The organism is Halorientalis sp. LT38, from assembly GCF_037031225.1.
Taxonomy (GTDB): Archaea; Halobacteriota; Halobacteria; order Halobacteriales; family Haloarculaceae; genus Halorientalis; species Halorientalis halophila.
In genome coordinates this window covers 1,800,802-1,820,733 of sequence record NZ_JAYEZN010000001.1, presented here as the reverse complement: position 1 = coordinate 1,820,733, position 19,932 = coordinate 1,800,802, and the positions used below count along the sequence as shown (strand labels likewise).

Annotated in this window: 16 protein-coding genes; 8 read left to right on the top strand and 8 right to left on the bottom strand. The window is 68.4% G+C overall.

The window, feature by feature from the left end:
- Positions 1-8 precede the first annotated feature (8 nt).
- Together U5918_RS09275 and U5918_RS09270 are read right to left on the bottom strand one after the other, a co-directional pair.
- A complete protein-coding gene (locus tag U5918_RS09275; RefSeq protein ID WP_336001066.1) occupies positions 9-2,153 on the bottom strand; it encodes a heavy metal translocating P-type ATPase in 2,145 nt (714 codons plus the stop codon).
- Positions 2,154-2,157: 4 nt separating this feature from the next.
- Positions 2,158-2,373, bottom strand: a complete 216-nt coding sequence (locus U5918_RS09270; protein ID WP_336001065.1) for a heavy-metal-associated domain-containing protein — start codon at positions 2,371-2,373, stop codon at positions 2,158-2,160.
- Between the two features lie 198 nt (positions 2,374-2,571).
- Between U5918_RS09270 and U5918_RS09265 the strand changes: the two genes are divergently transcribed.
- Positions 2,572-3,096: an ArsR/SmtB family transcription factor gene (locus U5918_RS09265; RefSeq protein ID WP_336001064.1), complete on the top strand. Its 525-nt coding sequence runs from the start codon at positions 2,572-2,574 to the stop codon at positions 3,094-3,096.
- Between the two features lie 101 nt (positions 3,097-3,197).
- Here U5918_RS09265 and U5918_RS09260 read toward each other — a convergent pair whose 3' ends face one another.
- Entirely contained in the window at positions 3,198-3,572 is a 375-nt protein-coding gene (locus U5918_RS09260) for an SHOCT domain-containing protein (RefSeq protein ID WP_336001063.1), read from the bottom strand.
- Between the two features lie 176 nt (positions 3,573-3,748).
- Between U5918_RS09260 and U5918_RS09255 the strand changes: the two genes are divergently transcribed.
- Both U5918_RS09255 and U5918_RS09250 read left to right on the top strand, forming a co-directional pair.
- Positions 3,749-5,134 (top strand): permease, encoded by a 1,386-nt coding sequence (locus tag U5918_RS09255; RefSeq protein WP_336001062.1) that lies wholly within the window; start codon positions 3,749-3,751, stop codon positions 5,132-5,134.
- Positions 5,135-5,205: 71 nt separating this feature from the next.
- Positions 5,206-5,496, top strand: a complete 291-nt coding sequence (locus U5918_RS09250; protein WP_336001061.1) for a hypothetical protein — start codon at positions 5,206-5,208, stop codon at positions 5,494-5,496.
- Positions 5,497-5,547: 51 nt separating this feature from the next.
- Here U5918_RS09250 and U5918_RS09245 read toward each other — a convergent pair whose 3' ends face one another.
- A complete protein-coding gene (locus tag U5918_RS09245; protein WP_336001060.1) occupies positions 5,548-6,543 on the bottom strand; it encodes a terpene synthase family protein in 996 nt (331 codons plus the stop codon).
- A gap of 164 nt (positions 6,544-6,707) precedes the next feature.
- On the opposite strand from U5918_RS09245, the gene U5918_RS09240 reads away from it, so the two are divergent.
- From U5918_RS09240 to U5918_RS09230, 3 genes are all read left to right on the top strand, one after another.
- Positions 6,708-8,153, top strand: a complete 1,446-nt coding sequence (locus U5918_RS09240; protein ID WP_336001059.1) for a PAS domain S-box protein — start codon at positions 6,708-6,710, stop codon at positions 8,151-8,153.
- Positions 8,154-8,192: 39 nt separating this feature from the next.
- Positions 8,193-9,542, top strand: coding sequence for an FAD-dependent oxidoreductase (locus U5918_RS09235; RefSeq protein WP_336001058.1), 1,350 nt, complete (start codon positions 8,193-8,195; stop codon positions 9,540-9,542).
- Between the two features lie 81 nt (positions 9,543-9,623).
- Positions 9,624-10,568 carry a DUF5995 family protein gene (locus U5918_RS09230; protein ID WP_336001057.1) on the top strand — a complete coding sequence of 315 codons (945 nt, stop codon included), beginning with the start codon at positions 9,624-9,626 and terminating at the stop codon, positions 10,566-10,568.
- 6 nt (positions 10,569-10,574) lie between these two features.
- Here U5918_RS09230 and U5918_RS09225 read toward each other — a convergent pair whose 3' ends face one another.
- Entirely contained in the window at positions 10,575-13,847 is a 3,273-nt protein-coding gene (locus U5918_RS09225; protein ID WP_336001056.1) for a PAS domain-containing protein, read from the bottom strand.
- Between the two features lie 64 nt (positions 13,848-13,911).
- A complete protein-coding gene (locus U5918_RS09220) occupies positions 13,912-14,544 on the bottom strand; it encodes a uracil-DNA glycosylase (RefSeq protein ID WP_336001055.1) in 633 nt (210 codons plus the stop codon).
- A 92-nt stretch (positions 14,545-14,636) separates the two neighbouring features.
- Here U5918_RS09220 and ileS point away from each other — a divergent pair, with 92 nt between their 5' ends.
- Positions 14,637-17,834, top strand: coding sequence for an isoleucine--tRNA ligase (ileS, locus tag U5918_RS09215; protein ID WP_336001054.1), 3,198 nt, complete (start codon positions 14,637-14,639; stop codon positions 17,832-17,834).
- Positions 17,835-17,837: 3 nt separating this feature from the next.
- Here ileS and U5918_RS09210 read toward each other — a convergent pair whose 3' ends face one another.
- On the bottom strand, positions 17,838-18,686 hold the full coding sequence (locus tag U5918_RS09210; protein ID WP_336001053.1) for a ribose-phosphate diphosphokinase: 849 nt from the start codon (positions 18,684-18,686) through the stop codon (positions 17,838-17,840).
- A gap of 96 nt (positions 18,687-18,782) precedes the next feature.
- Between U5918_RS09210 and U5918_RS09205 the strand changes: the two genes are divergently transcribed.
- Positions 18,783-19,115: a DMT family transporter gene (locus U5918_RS09205; protein ID WP_336001052.1), complete on the top strand. Its 333-nt coding sequence runs from the start codon at positions 18,783-18,785 to the stop codon at positions 19,113-19,115.
- A 1-nt stretch (position 19,116) separates the two neighbouring features.
- On the opposite strand, the gene U5918_RS09200 is transcribed toward U5918_RS09205, so the two are convergent.
- A complete protein-coding gene (locus tag U5918_RS09200) occupies positions 19,117-19,920 on the bottom strand; it encodes an HVO_0234 family beta-propeller protein (protein ID WP_336001051.1) in 804 nt (267 codons plus the stop codon).
- Positions 19,921-19,932: the final 12 nt, after the last annotated feature.

The window sequence follows — 19,932 nt, the reverse complement described above, 5'->3', positions numbered from 1 at the left end:
ATCGGTGGTCAGTAGCGGCGCAGTCGCATCCCGTTGAGGATGACGAGGAGGACGCTGGCCTCGTGAACCAGCATTCCGGCGGCGAGCGTGACGTAGCTCGTGAGCACGCCCGCGAGGAGGACGGTCACGGTCAGCACCGCGAGGCCGACGTTCTCGAGGACGTTCCAGCGAGTCGCTTTGCTCAGTTTGACCGCGTACGGGATGCGTTCGAGGTCGTCGGCCATCAGCGCCACGTCCGCCGTCTCGATGGCGGTGTCCGTCCCCGCCGCCCCCATCGCGATGCCGACGTCGGCGGTCGCCAGCGCGGGCGCGTCGTTGATGCCGTCCCCGACCATCGCGACGACGTGCCCGTCGGCCTGAAAGGCCTCGATGGCGGACTGCTTGTCCTCGGGGAGCAGTTCGGCGCGGTACTCGTCGAATTGCGTGGCGGCGGCGCCGCCACGTTTCCGGAGGCCGGTTTCACCGGCCTCCCTGCCCACTTCGTCGGCGACCGCGGCGGCCGTCCGCTCGTTGTCGCCGGTGAGCATCACCGTCTCGATGCCGGCGTCCCGGAGCGCCGCGACGACGCGGGGCGCGGCCTCCCGGAGTTCGTCCCGCACCGCGATCGCGCCGACGACGTCCCAATCGCCGCTCACGGGTCGCTCCCTGCTCGCGGCGTCGCCGCTCGCACTGTCGGCGACCTCCACATGGTCGGTCGCCCGCTCCCCGTTCGCGCGTTCGGCGGTCTCGCTCCCACTGGTCGCTCCGACCGCCCGCCGCGCGACGTGGACGACCGTCTCGCCGCGCTCCTCGCGCTCCCGGACGTACTCGGCGACACGCTCGGGGACGTCGATGCCGCGGTCGTCGAGCAGTGCGCGGTTACCGACGACGACCTCGTGGCCACCGTCGGATCCGTCCAAGGAGCCTCCGGCGTCGCCGGAGACGTCGACGTGGGCGACGACGCCCTTCCCGGCGATCACGTCGAAGTCGTCCGGGTCGGGGATCGACCGGCGTCCGGCGTCCGAGTCGGCCGCCTGGGCGACCGGGACGCCACCGTCCGTCGCAGCGGGCGGGCGGTCGCGGGCCGCGTCGAGGATGGCGGCCGCGAGGTGGTGTTCACTCTTCTTCTCTGCGGTCGCCGCGAGTGCGAGCACCTCGCTCGCATCGGTATCGAACCCCTCGACGTCGGCGACGGTGGGTTCACCCGCCGTGAGCGTCCCGGTCTTGTCGAAGGCGACGAGGTCGATCTTGCCGGCGCGTTCGAGGTGGTCGCCGCCCTTCAGCAGCACGCCCGACCGGGCGGCGTTGCCGATGGCGGAGACGATGCTGACGGGTGGCCCGATGACCAGCGCGCCGGGACAGCCGATCACCAGCAGCGTCAGCGACAGGATCGCGTTCTGCGTAATCGCGAACGCGCCGACGGCCAGCGCGACGACGGCCGGCGTGTAGTACTTCGCGAACCGGTCGATGAGGCTCTCCGTGGGCGACTGGGCCTCCTGGGCCGCCTCGACGCGGCGGATGATGCGTTCGAGCGTCGTGTCCGACCCCGCCCCGGTCGTCCGGATCTCCAGCGCCCCTTCCTGGTTGACCGTCCCGGCGTAGACCTCGTCGCCGTCGGCCTTGTGGACGGGCGCGCTCTCGCCGGTGACCGGCGCCTGATCGACGGCGCTCTCGCCGTCGACGACGGTCCCATCGACCGGGATCTTCCCGCCCGGCTTGACGACGACGACCTCGCCCTCCTCGACCTCGCGTGCGGGGACCTTCTGGAGCGTCCCATCTCGGCGCACCGTCGCCGTGTCGGGCGTCAACTCCAGCAGTTCCTGGAGGGACTTTCGGGTCTTCCGCATCGTCCGGCCTTCGAGGTAGCTCCCGAGACTGAACAGGAAGACCACCGCCGCGGCCTCCCAGTACTCCCCGATGAGGACGGCGCCGACGGCGGCCAGCGTCACCAGCGTCTTGATCCCGAGCGTCCGGTTGGTGACCTCGTGGTAGGCCGTCTTTGCGATGTCGTAGCCGCCGATAATCGTGGCGAGGACGAGCACGGCGGCGCCCGCCGTGTCGAAACTCGTGAGGGAGCCGAGGCTCCAGCCACCGCCGTAGAGGAGGCCGCTGGCTACCGTGACGATGGCTTTCCGGTGTTTCCGGTAGTACTGTGTGATCGCTTGTCTATCCATGGTATCAGGCGGGCTGGGGCGTGTACCCCTGGCTTTCGATCGTCTGTGCGAAGGCGTCGGGGTCCGCGACGCCGTCGTCGAACTCGATCTCGACGCGGCCGGTCGTGTAGTGGACCTCGACGTGCTGGACGCCATCGACGTTCGAGAGTGCGCGTTCGACCGTGCTGGCACAGGTGGGGCAGTCGAAGTCGAGGACGCGGAACTGGGTCGTCTCGCTCATTACAGTTCGAGATACGGCCCGCACCCGAATAAGTATTTTTTAGATGATATGTTTGAATACCGGAATAGGGCGTTGGAACGGTCAAACGGGTCGTCTAGAGCTTTCGCTATCGGGGCCACGCGGGTTCGGTTCCGCGATTGCGGCCCACGTCGCACGCATCCCACTACCTTTTCCCGCGTGCTCACCCTCAGTTATCGCATGGGTAGCTCCGGTACCGATCACCGCCTCGACGACATCGCGGTCCGAGACACCCGGGTTTCGGATGCCATCGACGAACCGATGCGGGCGATGATCCTCGACATTCTGTCCGAGGCGGCCCTGACCGCGTCGGAGGTCCACGAACGTCTCACAGACCGCGGTATCGACCGCACCGAAAACACCGTTCGCCACCACATCAACGAGTTACGGGACGCCGGCCTCGTCGACGTCGTCCGCTTCGAGGAGGGCCGCGGCGGGACGACGAAGTACTATCACGCGAACACGATCGTCCTCTCGTACTCGCTGCCGGACTCGGCCGACGCCGCCGTCGAGGAGATGGTCGACGCCGTCCAGCCCCAGCTCACGGACGCGCTCGCCACGCTCACGGGCGAGTACGACGACGCGATCGAGGAGATCGTCGCGGACATGCAGCCCTGTGAGCACTGTCGGTCCCAGAAGTACGAGACGTACGTGCTCCTGACCGTCCTGCGACGGGCGTTCGTTCGCGCTCACTGGGACTCCTAGGGCGCAACCGCTCGCCCGCTGTACCGGTATCTCGGGGCGCTGGCTGGGTCGTCCGGTGATCCCTTCGAAGTCCGCTGCCGTGTCTCGGATCGAGCGTCTCGTCAGTCCCTGTCGCGTTGGAGCGCCTCCCGTCGCTGCTCGTATTCGTCGTCGGTTAGCTCGCCGCGAGCGTACGCGAGCCGGAGTTCTTCGAGCGCCCGGTCCGACTCGCTCCCGCTTCCAGTCACTGCCCTGTAGACGAGGTAGCCACCGCCGAGCAGGGCGACGAGGAACAGGAGCTGCATCACGATCCCGACGACGAGCATCCAGCCCGGCATCGTCCCGTCGCCCCACATATGACCGCTCCACGTCCCGCCCATCATCGGGCCGCCCCCCATCATCCCGAAGCCCATGAAGAACATCGGGACGATCACGAACGCACCGACGATGACGAGGAGAATCGTTACCAACCGCGTGTCGTCTGTGTTTTCTTGCATCTGAGTCCTCCGTGAGTCCGTCTCCACTGTCACGTACGTGGCCACGGTTCAATGCTATTGTGGCTTCGAAACTTCTGGAAAACGGGCGCTCGATTTTGGAACCCACAGTCGAGACTCCGCTCCGGAATCGTATCGCAAGGGCAACTGCAATAGCCGATCCACACGATATAACGGCTATGCAGGCGACGATACTCGAGGGGGTGACCGAGGCCCTGCGCATCGGTGTCGGCTTCCTCTGGACGGCAGCGTGGGCGATCATCATGGGCCTCGCGATCACGAGTCTCGTCCAGGTCTACGTCTCGAAGGAGCGAATGGGCAAGATCCTGGGCGATGGGGACCTGCGCGGACTCGCGAAAGCGACCGCGTTCGGGGCGGCCAGCAGCGGGTGTAGTTTCGGGGCCGTCGCCATCGGGAAGGGCCTGTTCAAGAAGGGGGCACACGCGGTGAATTTCCTCGCGTTCATGTTCGCGTCGACGAACCTCATCGTCGAACTCGGGTTGATGATCCTCATTCTCCTGGGCTGGGAGTTCCTCGTCGCGGAACTGCTCGGCGGCCTCGTCCTCATCGCCGTCATGGCCGTCATCGTCCACCTCACGCTCCCCGAGACCCTGTTCGCGGAAGTCCGGGAGACGCTCGCCGAGCGCGACCGTGAGTCGGGCGTTTCCGAAGACCCCACGTGCGGGATGGAGGGCAAAGACGGATATACGCTCACGACCGACGGTGGCGAGACGCTGAAATTCTGCTCGGCGGGCTGTCTGGAGACCTACGAGCAAGTGACCGCGAGTCGCGGCGGCTGGCGCGACGAACTCCTGTCGTGGGGTGGCTGGTACAAGATCGGCAACCAGTACCGCAAGGAGTGGTCGATGATCTGGAAGGACGTCGTCGCGGGGTTTCTCGTCTCGGGCTTCGTCATCGTCTTCGTCCCCCAGTGGGTCTGGAACGCCCTGTTCCTCCAGGGCGACGGCCTGCTCGTGACCGCCGAGAACGCGGTCATGGGCGTCGCCGTCGCCGTCGTCAGCTTCGTCGGCAGTATGGGCAACGTCCCGTTCGCCGTCGCCCTCTGGGGCGGTGGCGTCAGTTTCGCGGGCGTCATCGCCTTCGTCTACGCCGACCTCATCACCGTCCCCGTTCTCAACGTCTACCGGAAGTACTACGGCTGGAAGATCATGCTCTACATCCTCGGCGTCTTCTTCGTGACGATGGCCTTTACGGGCTTTCTCATGGAGTTGCTGTTCGACGCTCTCGGTATCGTGCCGGACCTGGCCGGCGGGGAGACGGCGACCGAACAGACCTACTTCGAGTTCAACTACACGTTCTACCTCAACCTCCTCGCCTTCGCGCTGTCGGGCTTTCTCCTGTACGTGTACCGCCGTGGACTCGGTGCGCCCGGCCAGTACCGCGACCCCGTCTGTGGCATGCGGACAGACGACAGCGAACCAGCGGCGACACACGACGGCGAGACCTACTACTTCTGCTCGCAGACCTGCAAGGAGACCTTCGCGGAGAAGCCGGACGACTACGCGACCGGCCATCCGATGGTGATGGAGGGCCACGACCACTAGACCGTCTCACCGGAGGTCCACGACCGACCGAGACCCGCGACTCTATGAGCGTGGCGTACGGAGCGCCGGCAGTGCCATACGTCTACGCGGAACACGAGATCGAGGACTACGACCGCTGGGAGCGCCACCACGAGGAAAACGCCGCGGAACGCGCGGCCCACGGCTCGCTGGGCACGCGAGCGTTTCGACCAGTGGACGACGAGGACCGGGTGATCGTCCTCCAGGAGGTGGCCGCGGATCGCCTCGAGGACGCCCTGGCGTACTACGAGAGTGACGCCTTTGCCGACACGCTCGAGGCGGCGGGCGTCGTCGACGTCGCGGCGTCGGCGGTCCTGGAGCAGGTCCACGAACAGGACGCCTGAGCCGGACCGTCGCGTCCCCCTGCACCGACGACGGACGAACGCCCTCGCTTCTCACTTGAGGCCCGTACTCGCCATGTGGTACCGCAGCACTTCCTCCATCCCCTCGACGAACGGCGTCAGGTCCATGGTCTCGAGGTCGTCGTTGCGCTGCTCCAGCAGTCGGTAGTGGTGATCCCAGCGGTCGAAGAACTCCGCCTCGACGTCGGCGGCCCGGATCCGCTCGGCGAGCGCGTCGGCGGTGACCTCCCCTGCCTCCAGTGCGTCGAGGTCGGCCGGGTCGATGACGTCGTTTTCGAGCGCGTACACGACGACGCCGGAGCTGTAATCCCCCTCGGCGAGTTCGCGCTCCCAGGTGCTGAGCCAGTTGCCGATCCGCGCCATCAACTGGGCCTCCCAGATGGCCTCCCGGAGCGTCGCGTAGTCGTCGCTGATCCCGCCCGTGGTGTGCATCAGGTCCAGGTCGGCGTACGCGAACATGACCATGTTGTGGGACTCGTAGCGGACGAGGTCGTCGACGGTCGCCAGCTCCGGGTTCCGGATGACGAAGTCGCTGTACTCCACCGCGTTGATCGCCTGCTCGACGTCGTATCTAAAAATGCCTTCGTAGGTATCGTAATGCGGGCCGCGCTGGATTCGGTCGAGCAGGGTGTCCCACACGCGCCGGGTGAACGCCACGTAGTCGGAGTCGCCACCCTCGGCGTCGTCTTCTTCCGCGTCCGACGGGATCTGCGCGAGTCGTCGGAAGGTCGCCCGATCACCGCCTTTCTCGAGGATGTCGTCGATCAGCGTGACGAAGAGGATCGCGATCGTCTTGTCGGTCGGGACGAGGTCGACGTGCTCGTCGTCCACGCAGGGGAGCGTGTTCTTGGGGGCGAGTTTGTGGACCCACTTCCACATGAAGGGCGGGCGCGAGTACTCCAGCTCCTGGTAGTCCTCGACGAGTTGCTCGAGGACTGGCGGCAGTTCGTAGGCGTCGATCTCGGTCAGTAGATCGGTGACGTCCTCGCGCTGGAGATCCGCGACGATGCGTTGTCCCCGAGTAGACATATAGAACCAGAAGAACGATCAGACCCTTAATACTCCCGAGCGGCTCACGCGTCGAACCGGCTGACCGCCGGACGCGACGACCGACGCAGCGAGAACCGGTGAGGTTCGGGGGCCTGTCGCGTCGGCGCCGGCGTTTTCCAGTTCGAATCCGAACGAGGGTATAAATGTCGCAGGACGTACTGTCGGGAACGATGGAGGCCACTTCGGCTGGGGAGATCCGCGTGCTCCACGTCGACGACGACTCTGCCTTCGGGGATCTGACGGCGGAGCAGCTGCGGCGCCTGGGGGAGGACGTTGCGGTGACGGTCGCGCGGGACGCCGAAGAGGGCCTCGAACGGCTCGCCGCCGAGGAGTTCGACTGCGTGGTCAGCGACTACAACATGCCCGGGCGCAACGGCATCGAGTTCCTCCAGGCGGTCCGCGAGGACTGGCCGGACCTCCCTTTCATCCTCTTTACCGGCCGCGGCAGCGAGGAGATCGCCAGCGACGCGATCTCGGCGGGCGTCACCGACTACCTGCAGAAAGGCGGCGGCACGGACCAGTACACCGTCTTGCTCAACCGGGTCGAGAACGCGGTGGCGCAGTTCCGGGCGGAGAAGGCCGTCGAAGAGCAGACCGAGTGGTACAGCACGATCCTCGAACACGCCTCGGACTACGTGATGGTCGTCAACACCCAGGGGGAAGTCGAGTACATCTCCCCGTCGGTCACGCGGGTGCTGGGCTACGAGCCGGAGGAACTCGTCGGCGAGGTCGCCTACGATCTCGTGCATCCGGCGGACCGCGACGAGGCGATGCTGAAGGTCACCGAAGTCGTCCAGAACCCCGACGAGGAACACACGATCGAGTTCCGCTCGAAACACGCGGACGGGACCTGGCGCTGGGTCGAGGTGCGGGGCCACAGCCTCCTCGAAGACCGCCTCATCGACGGCATCCTCGTCAACGTCCGGGACATCACGGAGCGGAAAGAACGGGACGAGCAGCTCTCAGAGCAGAAAGCGCGCCTCGAGAACATCACGAGCTTCATGTCTCACGACGTCAAAAACCAGCTCGACATCATCAACACGCGCCTCGAACTGATGGAAGAGAACTTCGACAGCGAACACCTCGAGGGCGCGACGCGGGCCGTCGACCGCGTCGACGAGATGATAGAGAAGCTGATGGAGTTCGCCAAACACGAGCGGATGTCCGCGGAGACCGAGTCGATATCGCTGGCCGCGGTCGCCAGCGAGTGCTGGGACAGCGTCGAGCAGGGCAACGCCGAACTGACCGTCGACACGGATCTCACCATCGAGGCGAACGCGGAACGGCTCCACTCGCTCCTGGAGAACCTGCTGTTGAACGCGCTCGAATACGGCGGTGACGGGGCCCAGGTCTGGATCGGCGACCTCGACGACGGCACCGGGTTCTACGTCGCGGACGACGGGCCCGGGATCCCGCCCGAGGAGCGCGACCAGGTGTTCGAGATCGGGCACTCGTCGGCGAGCGACAGCACCGGACTCGGCCTGGCCATCGTCGAGCAGGTCGCCGACACGCACGGCTGGGCGATCTCGGTGACGTCGGGCCCCGAGGGCGGGGCACGCTTCGAGATCCACACGGACGGCGAGGAGTGACGGACGGATGACCGACCGGATCCAGCGGACCCCCAGTCTATGACGCTCGCGACGACGCCCCCGTACGACGGCGACGCCCCCGGCGCCGTCGGCCAGCGGGCCGTGGTCGTCGGCGGGAGCATCGCCGGGCTGATCGCGGCCCGCGTCCTCGCCGACGCCTTCGAGCGCGTCGTCGTCGTCGAGCGCGACCCGCTCCCGTCCGAACCGGTCGCCCGCCGGAACGTCCCCCAGGCCGATCACGTCCACGTGTTGCTGGAGGCCGGCCAACGCACGCTCGAGGACCTGTTTCCGGGGCTGACCGCCGACGTCCGGGACGCCGGTGGACTCCAGGTCGACGTCGGGCGCGACCTCGCCTACTACGACGAGGGCGGGTTCGTCACCGCACCCGACGAGCCCCCGTCGCTGCTCTGTGCGAGTCGGCCGCTGCTGGAGGCGGTCCTGCGCCGCAACGTCGCCGAGCGACCGTCGATCACTCTCCGGGATCGCCACCGAGTCACCGACTATCGCACCGACGACGCCGGCCGGCGCGTGACGGGGGTCGCGGCCGAGACCCACGCGGGCGAAAAGGTCGAACTGGACGCCGAGCTGGTCGTCGACGCGACCGGTCGCACGTCTCGAACGCCCGACTGGCTCGACGACCACGGCTACGCGCCCCCGCCGGTCAGCGAGGTCCTGGTCGACGTGGGCTACGCCACCGTCACCGTCGAGCGCCCGCCGGACGACCGCCGCGGATTCCTGGTCCCGCCCTCGCACCCGCGGACCCGGGGAGCGACGGTCGTCCCCGTCGAGAACGACCGCTGGACGGTGACGCTCATCGGCGTCCACGGTGACGACCCGCCGACCAATCCCGACGAGTTCGAGGCGTACGCGGCCGACCTCCCGGTTCCCGATATTGCGGCCGTGCTCTCGGATCGCCCCTGGATCGAGGCGGCGGCACACCGGTACCCGTTCCCCGCCAACCGCCGCCGCCGGTACGAGGCGCTCGACCGGTTCCCGGACGGGCTGGTCGTCCTCGGCGACGGCGTCGCCAGTGTCAACCCGATCTACGGGCAGGGGATGACCGTGGCCGCACTGCAGAGTCTCCACCTCCACCACGCCCTCGCGACGGGCGGGCTCGACGACCTGGCCGCCCGCTTCTTCGACGGCGTGGGGGACCTCGTCGACACCGTCTGGCGGCTGACGGTCGGCGCCGACTTCCAGTTCCCGCAGGCCGAGGGTGACAGACCGTTCGGGACGCGGCTCGTCAACCCGTTGCTCTCCCGGCTGATCCGGACCGCGCACACGGACCCCGTCGTCGCGACCCACCTCTCGAACGTCCTCATGCTGAACGAGCCACCCACGACGCTGGCACGGCCCGGAATCCTCCGCCGCGTGTTCCTCTCGCGGTAGATCACGGGGCGGAAACGGCGTCGTCCCGCGGTGCCGGGACGTCCCGCCACAGCTATCTCTCGGCGCCGTGATGGTTCGCCGATGAGTACCCCGGTACGCTCGCTCGCGGCCGCCGGCGACGCCGCCCGTCTCCTGACTCCCCGCCGACTCCGCGAGATGGCGCTCGCGCTCCGGCGGGACGTGCGCCAGTTCGAGCCACCCTCCGAGCCCGATCCGGCGCTCGTGTCGGTCGTCCGGGAGCCGTACGACTCGGTCGAGGACGCGGCCGAGCGCCTGCGTGAACTGGAGGCGCGTCTCGCCGACCGCGGCGACCGCCGGGCGGTGTTCCTCACGGTCTACACGCGCATGACGGAACGGATCCGCGCCCGGATCGCGGACGGGTACTTCGCGGACCCGGCGTGGATGCGGACCTACACGACGACGTTCGCGAACTACTACCGGCGGGCCTTCCTCGCCTTCGAGCGCGGCGAGGTCGGTGCCGTCCCCGACCCGTGGCGGGTCGCCTTCGGGACCGCGCTCCGGGGCGACGCCCTGGCGAGCCAGGATGCCTTCCTGGGAATTAACGCGCACATCAACTACGACCTGGCGCTGACGCTCGCCGACGTGGGGATCGACCCGGACCGGGCTGCCAGACGCGACGACCACCGCGCCGTCGACGGGGTGCTGGCTCGCCTGGTCGACGTCCAGCAGGAGATCCTGGCGGAGACCTACGCGGCCGGCGTCGCCGACGTCGACGTGGCGCTGGGTCGCCTGGACGAGCGGCTCTCGCTCGCGGCCATCACGGGCGGTCGCGAATACGCGTGGCGGATCGCCGTCGTGCTCGCCGACGCCGGGTGGGGCCCGGTCGCCTCGGTCGCGCGCTGGGTCCTCCGGGCGACCGCCACCGGCGGCGCCTTCGTGCTCCGGGGCCCGCCGCTGGATCCGGCGGTGACCGACCGCCTCCGGGCGTTCGAGCGGGAGGGGGCGACCCTGGAGACGCTGCTCGCGACCCTCCGAGTGGAACTCGACGAACGCGCCGACGCCTGAGGTCGATCAGGGCTGGTCCTGCTCGTCGTCCTCGAGCAGGGCCTCGAAGACGTGGCGCTGGGCGGTCCGGAGGTGCTGGTGGAAGGTGGGCGGTGCGATCCCCAGTGACGCCGCGACCTCCTCGCCGGTGCGCTCGCGGGGCCACTCGAAGAAGCCGGCGTGGTAGGCCGCCTCCACGGCGGCGGCCTGTCGGTCGGTGAGGAGGGCTTCGAGGTCGAAACCGGCTCGGCCGCCCGTCCGTCCGCTGTGGGTCGTCCGGCGCTGGGCCAGCATCTCCGCGTCGGAGTACACCGATTCCACCCCGTCGACGACCGCCCGGACCGGCGCGTCGGGCGGGAGTTCCATGGTCAGAAACACGTCGCCGTCACTGATCCGGACCCGGTCGAGGTGGCCGCCGTGGGAACTCAGCACCCGCAGGATCGGGGGGTCCTCGAGGACGACCTCGAACCGGCGGTCGCCAGCGTCACTCTCGAGGTAGGTGAGGTCGCCCCAGTCCGTCTCTCGCTCGACGAGCGCTTCGAGCGCCGGCTGGGCGGCCTCGGTCGCGGTCCCGTAGGCGAGGTAGGCCCCGTCGCCGGTCGGAATCGTCTCCGAGATGGTGATCGACCCCGTGACGTCCGCCTCGATGTCCAGGTCATCGAAGAGCGACTGGAGGCGGATCTCGACTTCGGTGACCTCGTCGCTCATCAGCAGTCGCTCGCGCTCGATGGCGTTGATGGCGTGGCCCATCACCTCGCCCAGGCCGCGGAGCACTGCCCGCTCCTCGGTGTCGAACGCGTCGACTCGCTCGGTATAGACGTTCAACACGCCGTAGATGGTGTTCTCGTGGCTGATGGGTACGGCCGCTGACGAGCGGTAGCCGTACTCCTTGCCCCGGTCGCGCCACCGCGCGTAGTCGGGGTCTTCCAGGACGTTCCGGGAGGCCTGGAACTCGCCCGTCTTGAAGGCCTTGCCCGTCGGCCCCTGTGCCGCGTCGCTGTCGTCGATCCTGATGGTCGCGTCGTCGAGGTAGTCGGTCACGCCGGCCTCGGTCTCGACGACCACCTCTTCGCTCTGCTCGTCCAGCGCGCCGACCCAGGCGAAGGCGTAGGAGTCGGAGTCGGCCAGGCGGTCACAGACCAGCTGTTCGACCTCCTCGCGGGTCGACTGCTGGAGGAGCGCGCGGATGATGTCCCGGCTGATCTCGTTCAGGCGGTTCAGCGCCGCGAGCTGTTCGCGCTGGCGGCGCAGTTCCCCTTCCTGTTCGATGCGCTCGACGGCCGTCGTGAGGATGTTCGCCATCGCCTGGACGAATTCGACGTCCTGTCGGCTGAACTCCCTGGCCTCGCTGTCGTGGGCGGCCAGCACGCCCCAGGGGTCCTGCGGCGTGCCGATGACGACGCTCACGCCGCTCCTGACGTCGTGTGAGGAGAGCAGTTCCGGCCCCGTGAACCGGTCCTCGGTCGTGAGGTCCTGGACGACGACCGGCTCCTTGGACAGGAGCGTGTACCCCGCCTGCGAGTCGCGATCGGTGCCCACCGTCGCCTGCCCGACCAGCTCGTCGCGCCAGCCGACGCCGGCCCGCAACAGTAACTCGTCGCCCTCGGCCGTCAGGTCGAGCACCTTGCAGGAGTCGGTGTCGAGCGTCGCCGCGATGGCCGACACGGCGGTCGAGAACAGGGCGTCGAGGTCGTCCGCTTCGAGGGCTCGCTGGCCGAGTCCCGTGACGGCCGACTGCTGGCGGACCCGCGTCTGCAGTTCCCGCTCCCGGCGGTGCTGCTCGGTGACGTCCTGTGACATCCCCATTCCCGCGGTGACCCGGCCCTCGTCGTCGCGGATCGGGACAGAGTGGAACTGGAGCGTCCGCTCCCCGAACGTCACCTCGAAGCTCCGCTCCTCGCCGTCGAGTACGGCCTCGTAGTGGGGGTTGACCTGTTCGTAGAGTTCCGACGGCGCGGCGTCCTCGAGCCGCTCGCCCTCGATGTCTTCGGCCTCGAAGGGGTAGCCCGCGAACCCCTCACCGCCCGCGACCAGGATGCGCATCTCCTCGTCGAACAGGGTGACCACGCCGTTGGGGAAGTTCTCGACCAGGCCCCGGTATCGACGCCGGGACTCGGCCAGCGCCCGCTCGCGCTCTTTGCGCTCGGTCACGTCCCTGAAGTAGACCGACAGCCCCGAGTCCGACGGGTAGGCCTCGACCGCGTACCACGCCTCCTGGGGTTCGAAGTACGCCTCGAAGCTCACCTGCTCCTGGGTCTCCATGGCCCGTTCGTACTCCGCCTGGAAGTCCGTCCCGGCGAGTTCGTCGAACCGCGTCCAGATGTGCTCGCCGATCATCTCCTCGGCCGGGCGGCCGAACACCTCCGCGGTCCGGTCGTTGACGTGGGTGAACCGCCACTCGCAGTCTAGCGCGAAGAAGGCGTCCGTGACCCGGTCGTACACGCCCTCGAGCTCGGCCTCGACGGCGTCGCGCTGGCGTTCGAGCCGGCGGGCCTGCGCTTTCAGATGCGTGACGTCCTCGACGGTGACGACGGCCCGGTCGACCTCGCCGTCGTCGTCGGTCAGCGGGACGGCGGAGACCGAAATGTACCGGCGGTCGCCGTCGGGACGGTCGACGCACACCTCCTCGTCGTACACCGGCTCGCCGGTCTCGAAGACCCGCCGAGACGGCCGCTCCGCGACGGGTATCGGCTCGCCATCGACGGTGTATATGTCGTAGTCGGTGACGTCCGCAAACTCCCGGATCTCCCGTTGCGCGTTCGTCCGAATCACCTCGCCGTCCCGGTCGACGACCTTGATGTCGATCGGCGCGGCGTCGAGCACCTGCTCGAAGAGGTCTCGTTCCCGCTCGAGTCGGCGGGCCTGCTCGCTGCGCTCGTCGGTCGAACCGTCCTCGGTCTTGGGGGTCGCCCGGGTCCGGATCACGCCGACGACCTCCGACGACTCGGCGTTCGGATCGACTCGCCCCAGCCTGAGTGAACACGGGATGGCCTCCCCGTCAGCGGTGATCCGCACCGCGATCGACTTCACGACCGCCTCGCCGGCCTCCAGTCGACGCAGGGCGATCTCCAGTCGCGCCTCGTCCGGCGGCTCGAACAGGACCGAGACGTGTTCGCCGAGCAGTTCCTCCCGCGACCGACCGGTCAGCGTGACCAGTTCCTCAGTGACAGCGCGGAGCCGTCGCTCCGCATCGAGTCGAAAACACGCTCCCTCGACGGTCCGTGCCAGCGCGCCCGCGAGGGCTCCATCCGCCCGCCATCCCGCGTCTGGAGCCCCCGCACCCACCGATTCGTCCGACATCTTGCGTACGCTTCCCACCCGATGGAGATAAACCCTCGTTGCGGATCTCGTGATCCGTCGCCCGTCAGACGCTTCGGATTGTCTGCCGGATGGCGTCGACGTACTCCCGGCGCGAGTAGCCGAACCGCGACAGCCAGACGTCCTGGTAGGAGGGGTGCAAGAGCGGCAGTACCGTCGTCTCGAGCGCGGGCCACGGCACGGGTTCCAGTACCGCGTCGAGGAACCCGTCCACCTCGTGACCCGCCATCGCGAACACGGACTGTGTGGCGTGGGTTCCGGTGGTGACGACGACGCTCGGCGCGACCGTCTCGATCTCCTCACGGAGGTAGGGGCGGCAGTTCTCGCGCTCCTCGGCGGTCGGCTCCCGGTTGGTCGTGGGATCCTCCGGGTCCGCCGGGAAGCACTTGACGGCGTTCGTGAAATAGCAGTTCTCGTGTCCGTAGCCGGCGTCGGCCAGCAGGTCGCGGACCCGTCGCCCGGAGTGACGCGAGGTGTAGGCCAGGCCGGTCCAGTTGCCACCCCGCCAGCGGTCGGCGTCGGGGTCCCCGTATCCGGGTGCTTCCCCCACCACGACCAGGTCGGCGTCCAGCGGACCGTTGCCCCACGAGATGCACTCCCGGCCCTCGACGAGGGCGGGACAGCGCCGGCAGTCGTCGGCGAGAGGTTCGCGCTCGTCGGGATCCGGGAACGGCGGCATCGGGCGCTCGTCGGGGCCCGGGCGACTTTCCTCCACCGGTCGCGTGCGGCGGGACCGATTCCCCTTTAGTCCCGGCGGCGAATGGCCCTCACATGAGCAGGTTCGAGCCGGTGGACGACCAGTACGAGCCCCACGCGCTCGAAGACGCGGTCTTCGAGCACTGGGACGCGGTCGACGCCTACGAGCGGACGACGGAGCACCGGGCCGACGGCGAGCGCTACTTCTTCGTCGACGGGCCGCCGTACACCTCCGGGGCCGCCCACATGGGGACCACCTGGAACAAGACGCTGAAGGACTGCTACATCCGCTATCTCCGCATGCAGGGGTACGACGTGACCGACCGCCCGGGCTACGACATGCACGGGCTCCCCATCGAGACGAAGGTCGAGGAGCGCCTGGGCTTCGAGAACAAGAAGGACATCGAGGAGTTCGGCGAGCAGGCGTTCATCGAGGAGTGCAAGGACTTCGCCGAAGAACAGCTCGAGGGCCTGCAGGAGGACTTCAAGTCCTTCGGCGTCTGGATGGACTGGGACGATCCCTACAAGACGGTGCGCCCGGAGTACATGGAGGCGGCCTGGTGGGGCTTCGAGAAGGCCCACGAACGCGGCCTCGTCGAGCAGGGCCAGCGCTCCATCTCGCAGTGTCCGCGGTGTGAGACCGCCATCGCCAACAACGAGGTCGAGTACGAACACGTCGACGACCCCTCTATCTACGTGAAGTTCCCCTTGCGAGAGCGCGAGGGCCATCTCGTCATCTGGACGACGACGCCCTGGACCGTCCCGGCGAACACCTTCGTCGCGGTCGACGGCGACGCCACCTATCAGGCCGTCGAAGCCACGAAGAACGGCGAGACGGAAGTCCTCTACCTCCACGAGGAGACCGTCGAGGACGTCCTGCAGGAGGGCCGGTACGACGATTACGAGATCCGCGATGAGGTCTCGGGCGAGGAGATGGTCGGCTGGACCTACGACCACCCGCTCCGGGAGGAAGTCCCCGATGCGCCAGACGGCGAAGGGACCTTGCAGGTCTACACCGCCGACTACGTCGAGGCCGATCGGACAGGACTGGTCCACTCCGCGCCGGGCCACGGTGAAGTCGACTTCGAGCGCGGGCAGGAACTCGGGCTCGATATCTTCTGTCCGGTGGGTCCCGACGGGGTCTACGAGGACGCCGCCGGCGACTACGCCGGCGAGTTCGTCAAGGACGCCGACGCGGCCATCATGGACGACCTCGACGCGAAGGGGCTGCTCCTCTCGCGGGACACCGTCCACCACGACTACGGCCACTGCTGGCGCTGTGACACCGGCATCATCCAGATGGTGACCGACCAGTGGTTCATCACGGTCACCGACATCAAGGACGAACTTCTCGACAACATCGAGGACAGCGAGTGGTACCCCCAGGAGGCCCGGGACAACCGCTTCCGGGACTTCGTCGAGGACTCGCCGGACTGGAACGTCTCCCGCCAGCGCTACTGGGGCATCCCGATCCCCATCTGGACGCCCGAGGACTGGAGTGGCGGGATGGACGACGCCATCGTCGTCGGCACGCGCGAGGAACTGGCCGAGCGCGTCGATCAGGACATCGATCCCGACGAGGTGGACATCCACAAGGGGACGGTCGACGACCTGACGATCACCGAGGACGGAACCACCTACACCCGCGTCGGCGACGTGTTCGACGTCTGGCTCGACTCCTCGGTCGCGACGTGGGGCACCCTGAACTACCCCGAACAGGAGGGCGAGTTCGAGGAACTGTGGCCCGCCGACCTCATCATCGAGGCCCACGACCAGACGCGTGGCTGGTTCTGGTCGCAACTCGGCATGGGCACCGCCGCGCTGGGCGAGGTGCCCTACGAGCAGGTCATGATGCACGGCTGGGCGCTGGATTCGGACGGGCGGAAGATGTCCAAGTCCATCGGCAACGTCGTCGAACCCGGCGAGGCCATCGAGCGCCACGGTCGGGACCCGATGCGCCTGTTCCTCCTCTCCGTGACCGGCCAGGCCGACGACATGAAGTTCTCCTGGGAGGAGATGGCCGAGATGCAGCGCCGGCTCAACATCCTCTGGAACGTCTTCCGGTTCCCGCTGCCGTACATGCGGATGGACGAGTTCTCGCCGGACGACGTGGACCTCGAGTACGCCGAGACGGAACTCGTCGACGAGTGGGTCCTCTCTCGCCTCCAGAGCGTCGAGGAGACCATGACCGAGCACTTCGAGGCCTTCGAGCAGGATAAGGCCCTCGACGCCCTGCTCGAGTTCGTCGTCGAGGACGTCTCGCGCTTCTACGTGCAGGTCGTCCGCGAGCGCATGTGGGAGGAAGGCGACAGCGACTCGAAGGCGGCCGCCTACGCCACGCTCTACCGCGTGCTCGAGGAGACGGTCGCGCTGATCGCCCCCTTCGCCCCCTTCGTCGCCGAGGAGATCTACGGCAACCTGACCGGAGATGCCGGCTACCCTACCGTTCACATGTGCGACTGGCCCGAACCCGACGAGTTCTGGCAGGACCGGGACCTCGAGGACGAGGTCGAGGTCGCTCGCGCCGTCGAGGAGGCGGGCTCGAACGCTCGCCAGCAGGCCGAACGGAGCCTCCGCTGGCCGATCCAGCGCGTCGTCGTCGCCGTCGACGACGAGGCGGCTGCGAGCGCGGTCGAGAGCCAGCGCGATCTGCTGACCGAGCGGCTCAACGCCCGCGAACTGGAGCTGATCGGACCGGGCGATAGCTGGGGCGAACTGGCCTACTCCGCCGAAGCGGACATGAGTCTGCTCGGGCCCGAGTTCGGCGACGACGCCGGCCGGGTGATGAACGCCCTGAACGAGGCCAGCGTCACGGAACCGACCGTCGAGGCCCTCGAAGCCGCCGTCGAGGACGCGCTGGGCGAGTCGGTCGATCTCACCGAGGAGATGGTCGAGTTCGTCACGCAGACGCCCGACGACGTGACCGGCGTGGCCTTCGACGTCGACGGCGAGGAGCTGGGCGTCGTCTACATCGACGCGAGCCTCACCGAAGACATCGAGAGCGAGGGCTACGCCCGCGAGGTGATCCGGCGGGTCCAGGAGATGCGCAAGGACCTCGATCTGGACCTCGAAGAGCGCATCCGCGTCGAACTCGACGTGGGCGACGACCGCGTCGCAGACCTCGTCCGCGAGCACGAGGCCCTGATCGCCGAGGAGGTCCGCGCAGACGAGTTCGGGGCCGTCGAGGACGGCCTCCGGAAGGAGTGGGAGGTCGAAGGCGTCGAGATGGAGATTGCCGTGGAGTCGCTGGCGGCGGCGGAGGCGTCGGACTAAAATTCAGAGCCGTTCGGCGATCGCGGGCGCGACGCTGACCGCGCTGACGGCCCGCTCCAGCGTGTCGGTTCCATAAATCGCTTCGACGCCGGCGCGGGCGAGTTTCGTCCGGGCGTCGGCGGCGAGCATCGGGTGGACGCAGGTGACGAAGATACGCGCGGCGCCCATGTCGTCCAGCGCGGCGACGGACTCGGACATCGTCGAGCCGGTGGCGACGATGTCGTCGGTCAGCACGACGTCCCGGCCCTCGACGTCGGCGTCGCGGGGTTCGATCTCGACCTCGGTACCCGAGAGGCGGGTCTTCTCGAAGTAGTCCGTCTCGCCGCGACCGTAGGCGTCCTGTACCGTGTCGGCGATGTCGATGGCGCCCTCGTCGGGCGAGAGGAAGACCGGTTCCGTCAGGTCCTCGGGGAGCGGCTCTGCCAGCAGGGCCGCCGCGTCGACGGTCTCGGCCGGTACGTCGAAGTGGTCGACGATCGCTGGCTCGTGTGGGTTGACGGTCAGCACGCGGTCGGTTCCAGTACTCAGCGCTTTGGCCATCGCGCGGGCGGAGACGGGCTGGCCGGACTCGAAAGCCGCGTCCTGGCGGGCGTAGCCCATGTAGGGGAGGACGGTCGTGACCTCCGTCGCGCCGGCCTCGCGGACGGCGTCCTGGAGCTGGAGCAACTCGACGTGCGCGTCGCTGGTGTCGGTCGCGGCGACGACCACCGCCTCGTCGGCGTCGAAGTGCGGCACCTGTGCCATCAGTTCCCCGTCGGGGAACCGGTCGAAGGAGACGGGCGCGAGGTCCAAGTCGGTCGCCGCGGCCAGCGCGGCGGCGAGCGACTGGGAACTGGACCCACTGACGATCATAGTCGGTCCGTCGCCGCCGCGGCTAAACCCCTTTTCGCTTCCGCCCGTGCGACCGGAAACGCAACCGCTTAGTGACAACTCTGCGACCGCTTTGCCGTGAACCCCTACGCCCTCCTCGCCGCCGCCATCGCCTCCGAACTGTTCGCGACCACCTCGCTGAAGCTCTCGGCGGGGTTCTCGAAGCCGCTCCCGAGCGTCGGCGTCGTGGTCGGCTACGGCGCGGCCTTCTACCTGCTCGCCGCGGTCCTCGAAGAGTTGCCTGTCGGCTTGGTCTACGCGACGTGGGCCGCGCTGGGTATCGTCGGCATCGCGGCCGTCGGTGTCGTGGCCTTCGACGAGACGGTCGACCTCGCGGGGCTGGCCGGCATCGCCTGCATCCTCGCCGGCGTCGTCCTCCTCAACGTCGTGAGCGGGATGTCCGCCCACTGACTCACGATTCGGGCGCGACGGCGACGGCGCTCACGCCCGGCAGGCCCAGTGCCCGGTCGCGCCAGCCGTCGCCGACGGACACCAGTACCGTGCCGCGCTCGGTGACGGCGTATGCCCCTGCTTCCGGCCCGTGAGCCACGGCGGCGATGGGTTCGTCGGTCGGGACGTCGACTTCGCTCCACTCGTCGTCGGTGTGCTCGTAGAGCGCGTCGGCGGTGGCGGCGTGGCCCCGATCCGGCGCGCTCGCGGCGGCCGTGAACGCCCCGTCGAGCGCTTTCGCCCAGCCCGGGCCGAGGTAGTAGAGCCCGTCCCCGGTGGCGGCCAGTGGGGTCCCGCCGGTCGCCACGTCGCGTACGTCCGAGAGGCCGACGTGTTCCAGGCCGTCGCCGACGCGGTAGATCCCGTCCGCCGCGCCGAGCAGGCCGCCGTCGATCGCCCGGACGTCAGCGACCGTTCCGAGCTCCGTCCACCCCTGATCCTCGCGGCGAGCGACTCGACCGTCGGGGCCCGCAGCGAGCAGGTCGCCCTTGTCGAACCCGACGGCGACCGCCGGGCCGAAGTCGGTGTCGGCGTAGCTCCCCTCGTGGCTGACCAGCACGTCCTCGTCGGTGGCGACGGCGAGGAACTCGGGGCCGGCGGCCACGTCGCGGGCGGCACAGCGGTGGGCCAGCGAGAACTCGCCGACGATGTCGGCCGAGACGGCGACGACCGCCACGCCCAGCTCCGCGGCGACGTACAGCTCCGTCGTCCCGGTCTTCTCGCCGTAGACGCGCTTCTCGTCGAGGCTGATGCCCTCGTCGCTCATGCACCGCACTCG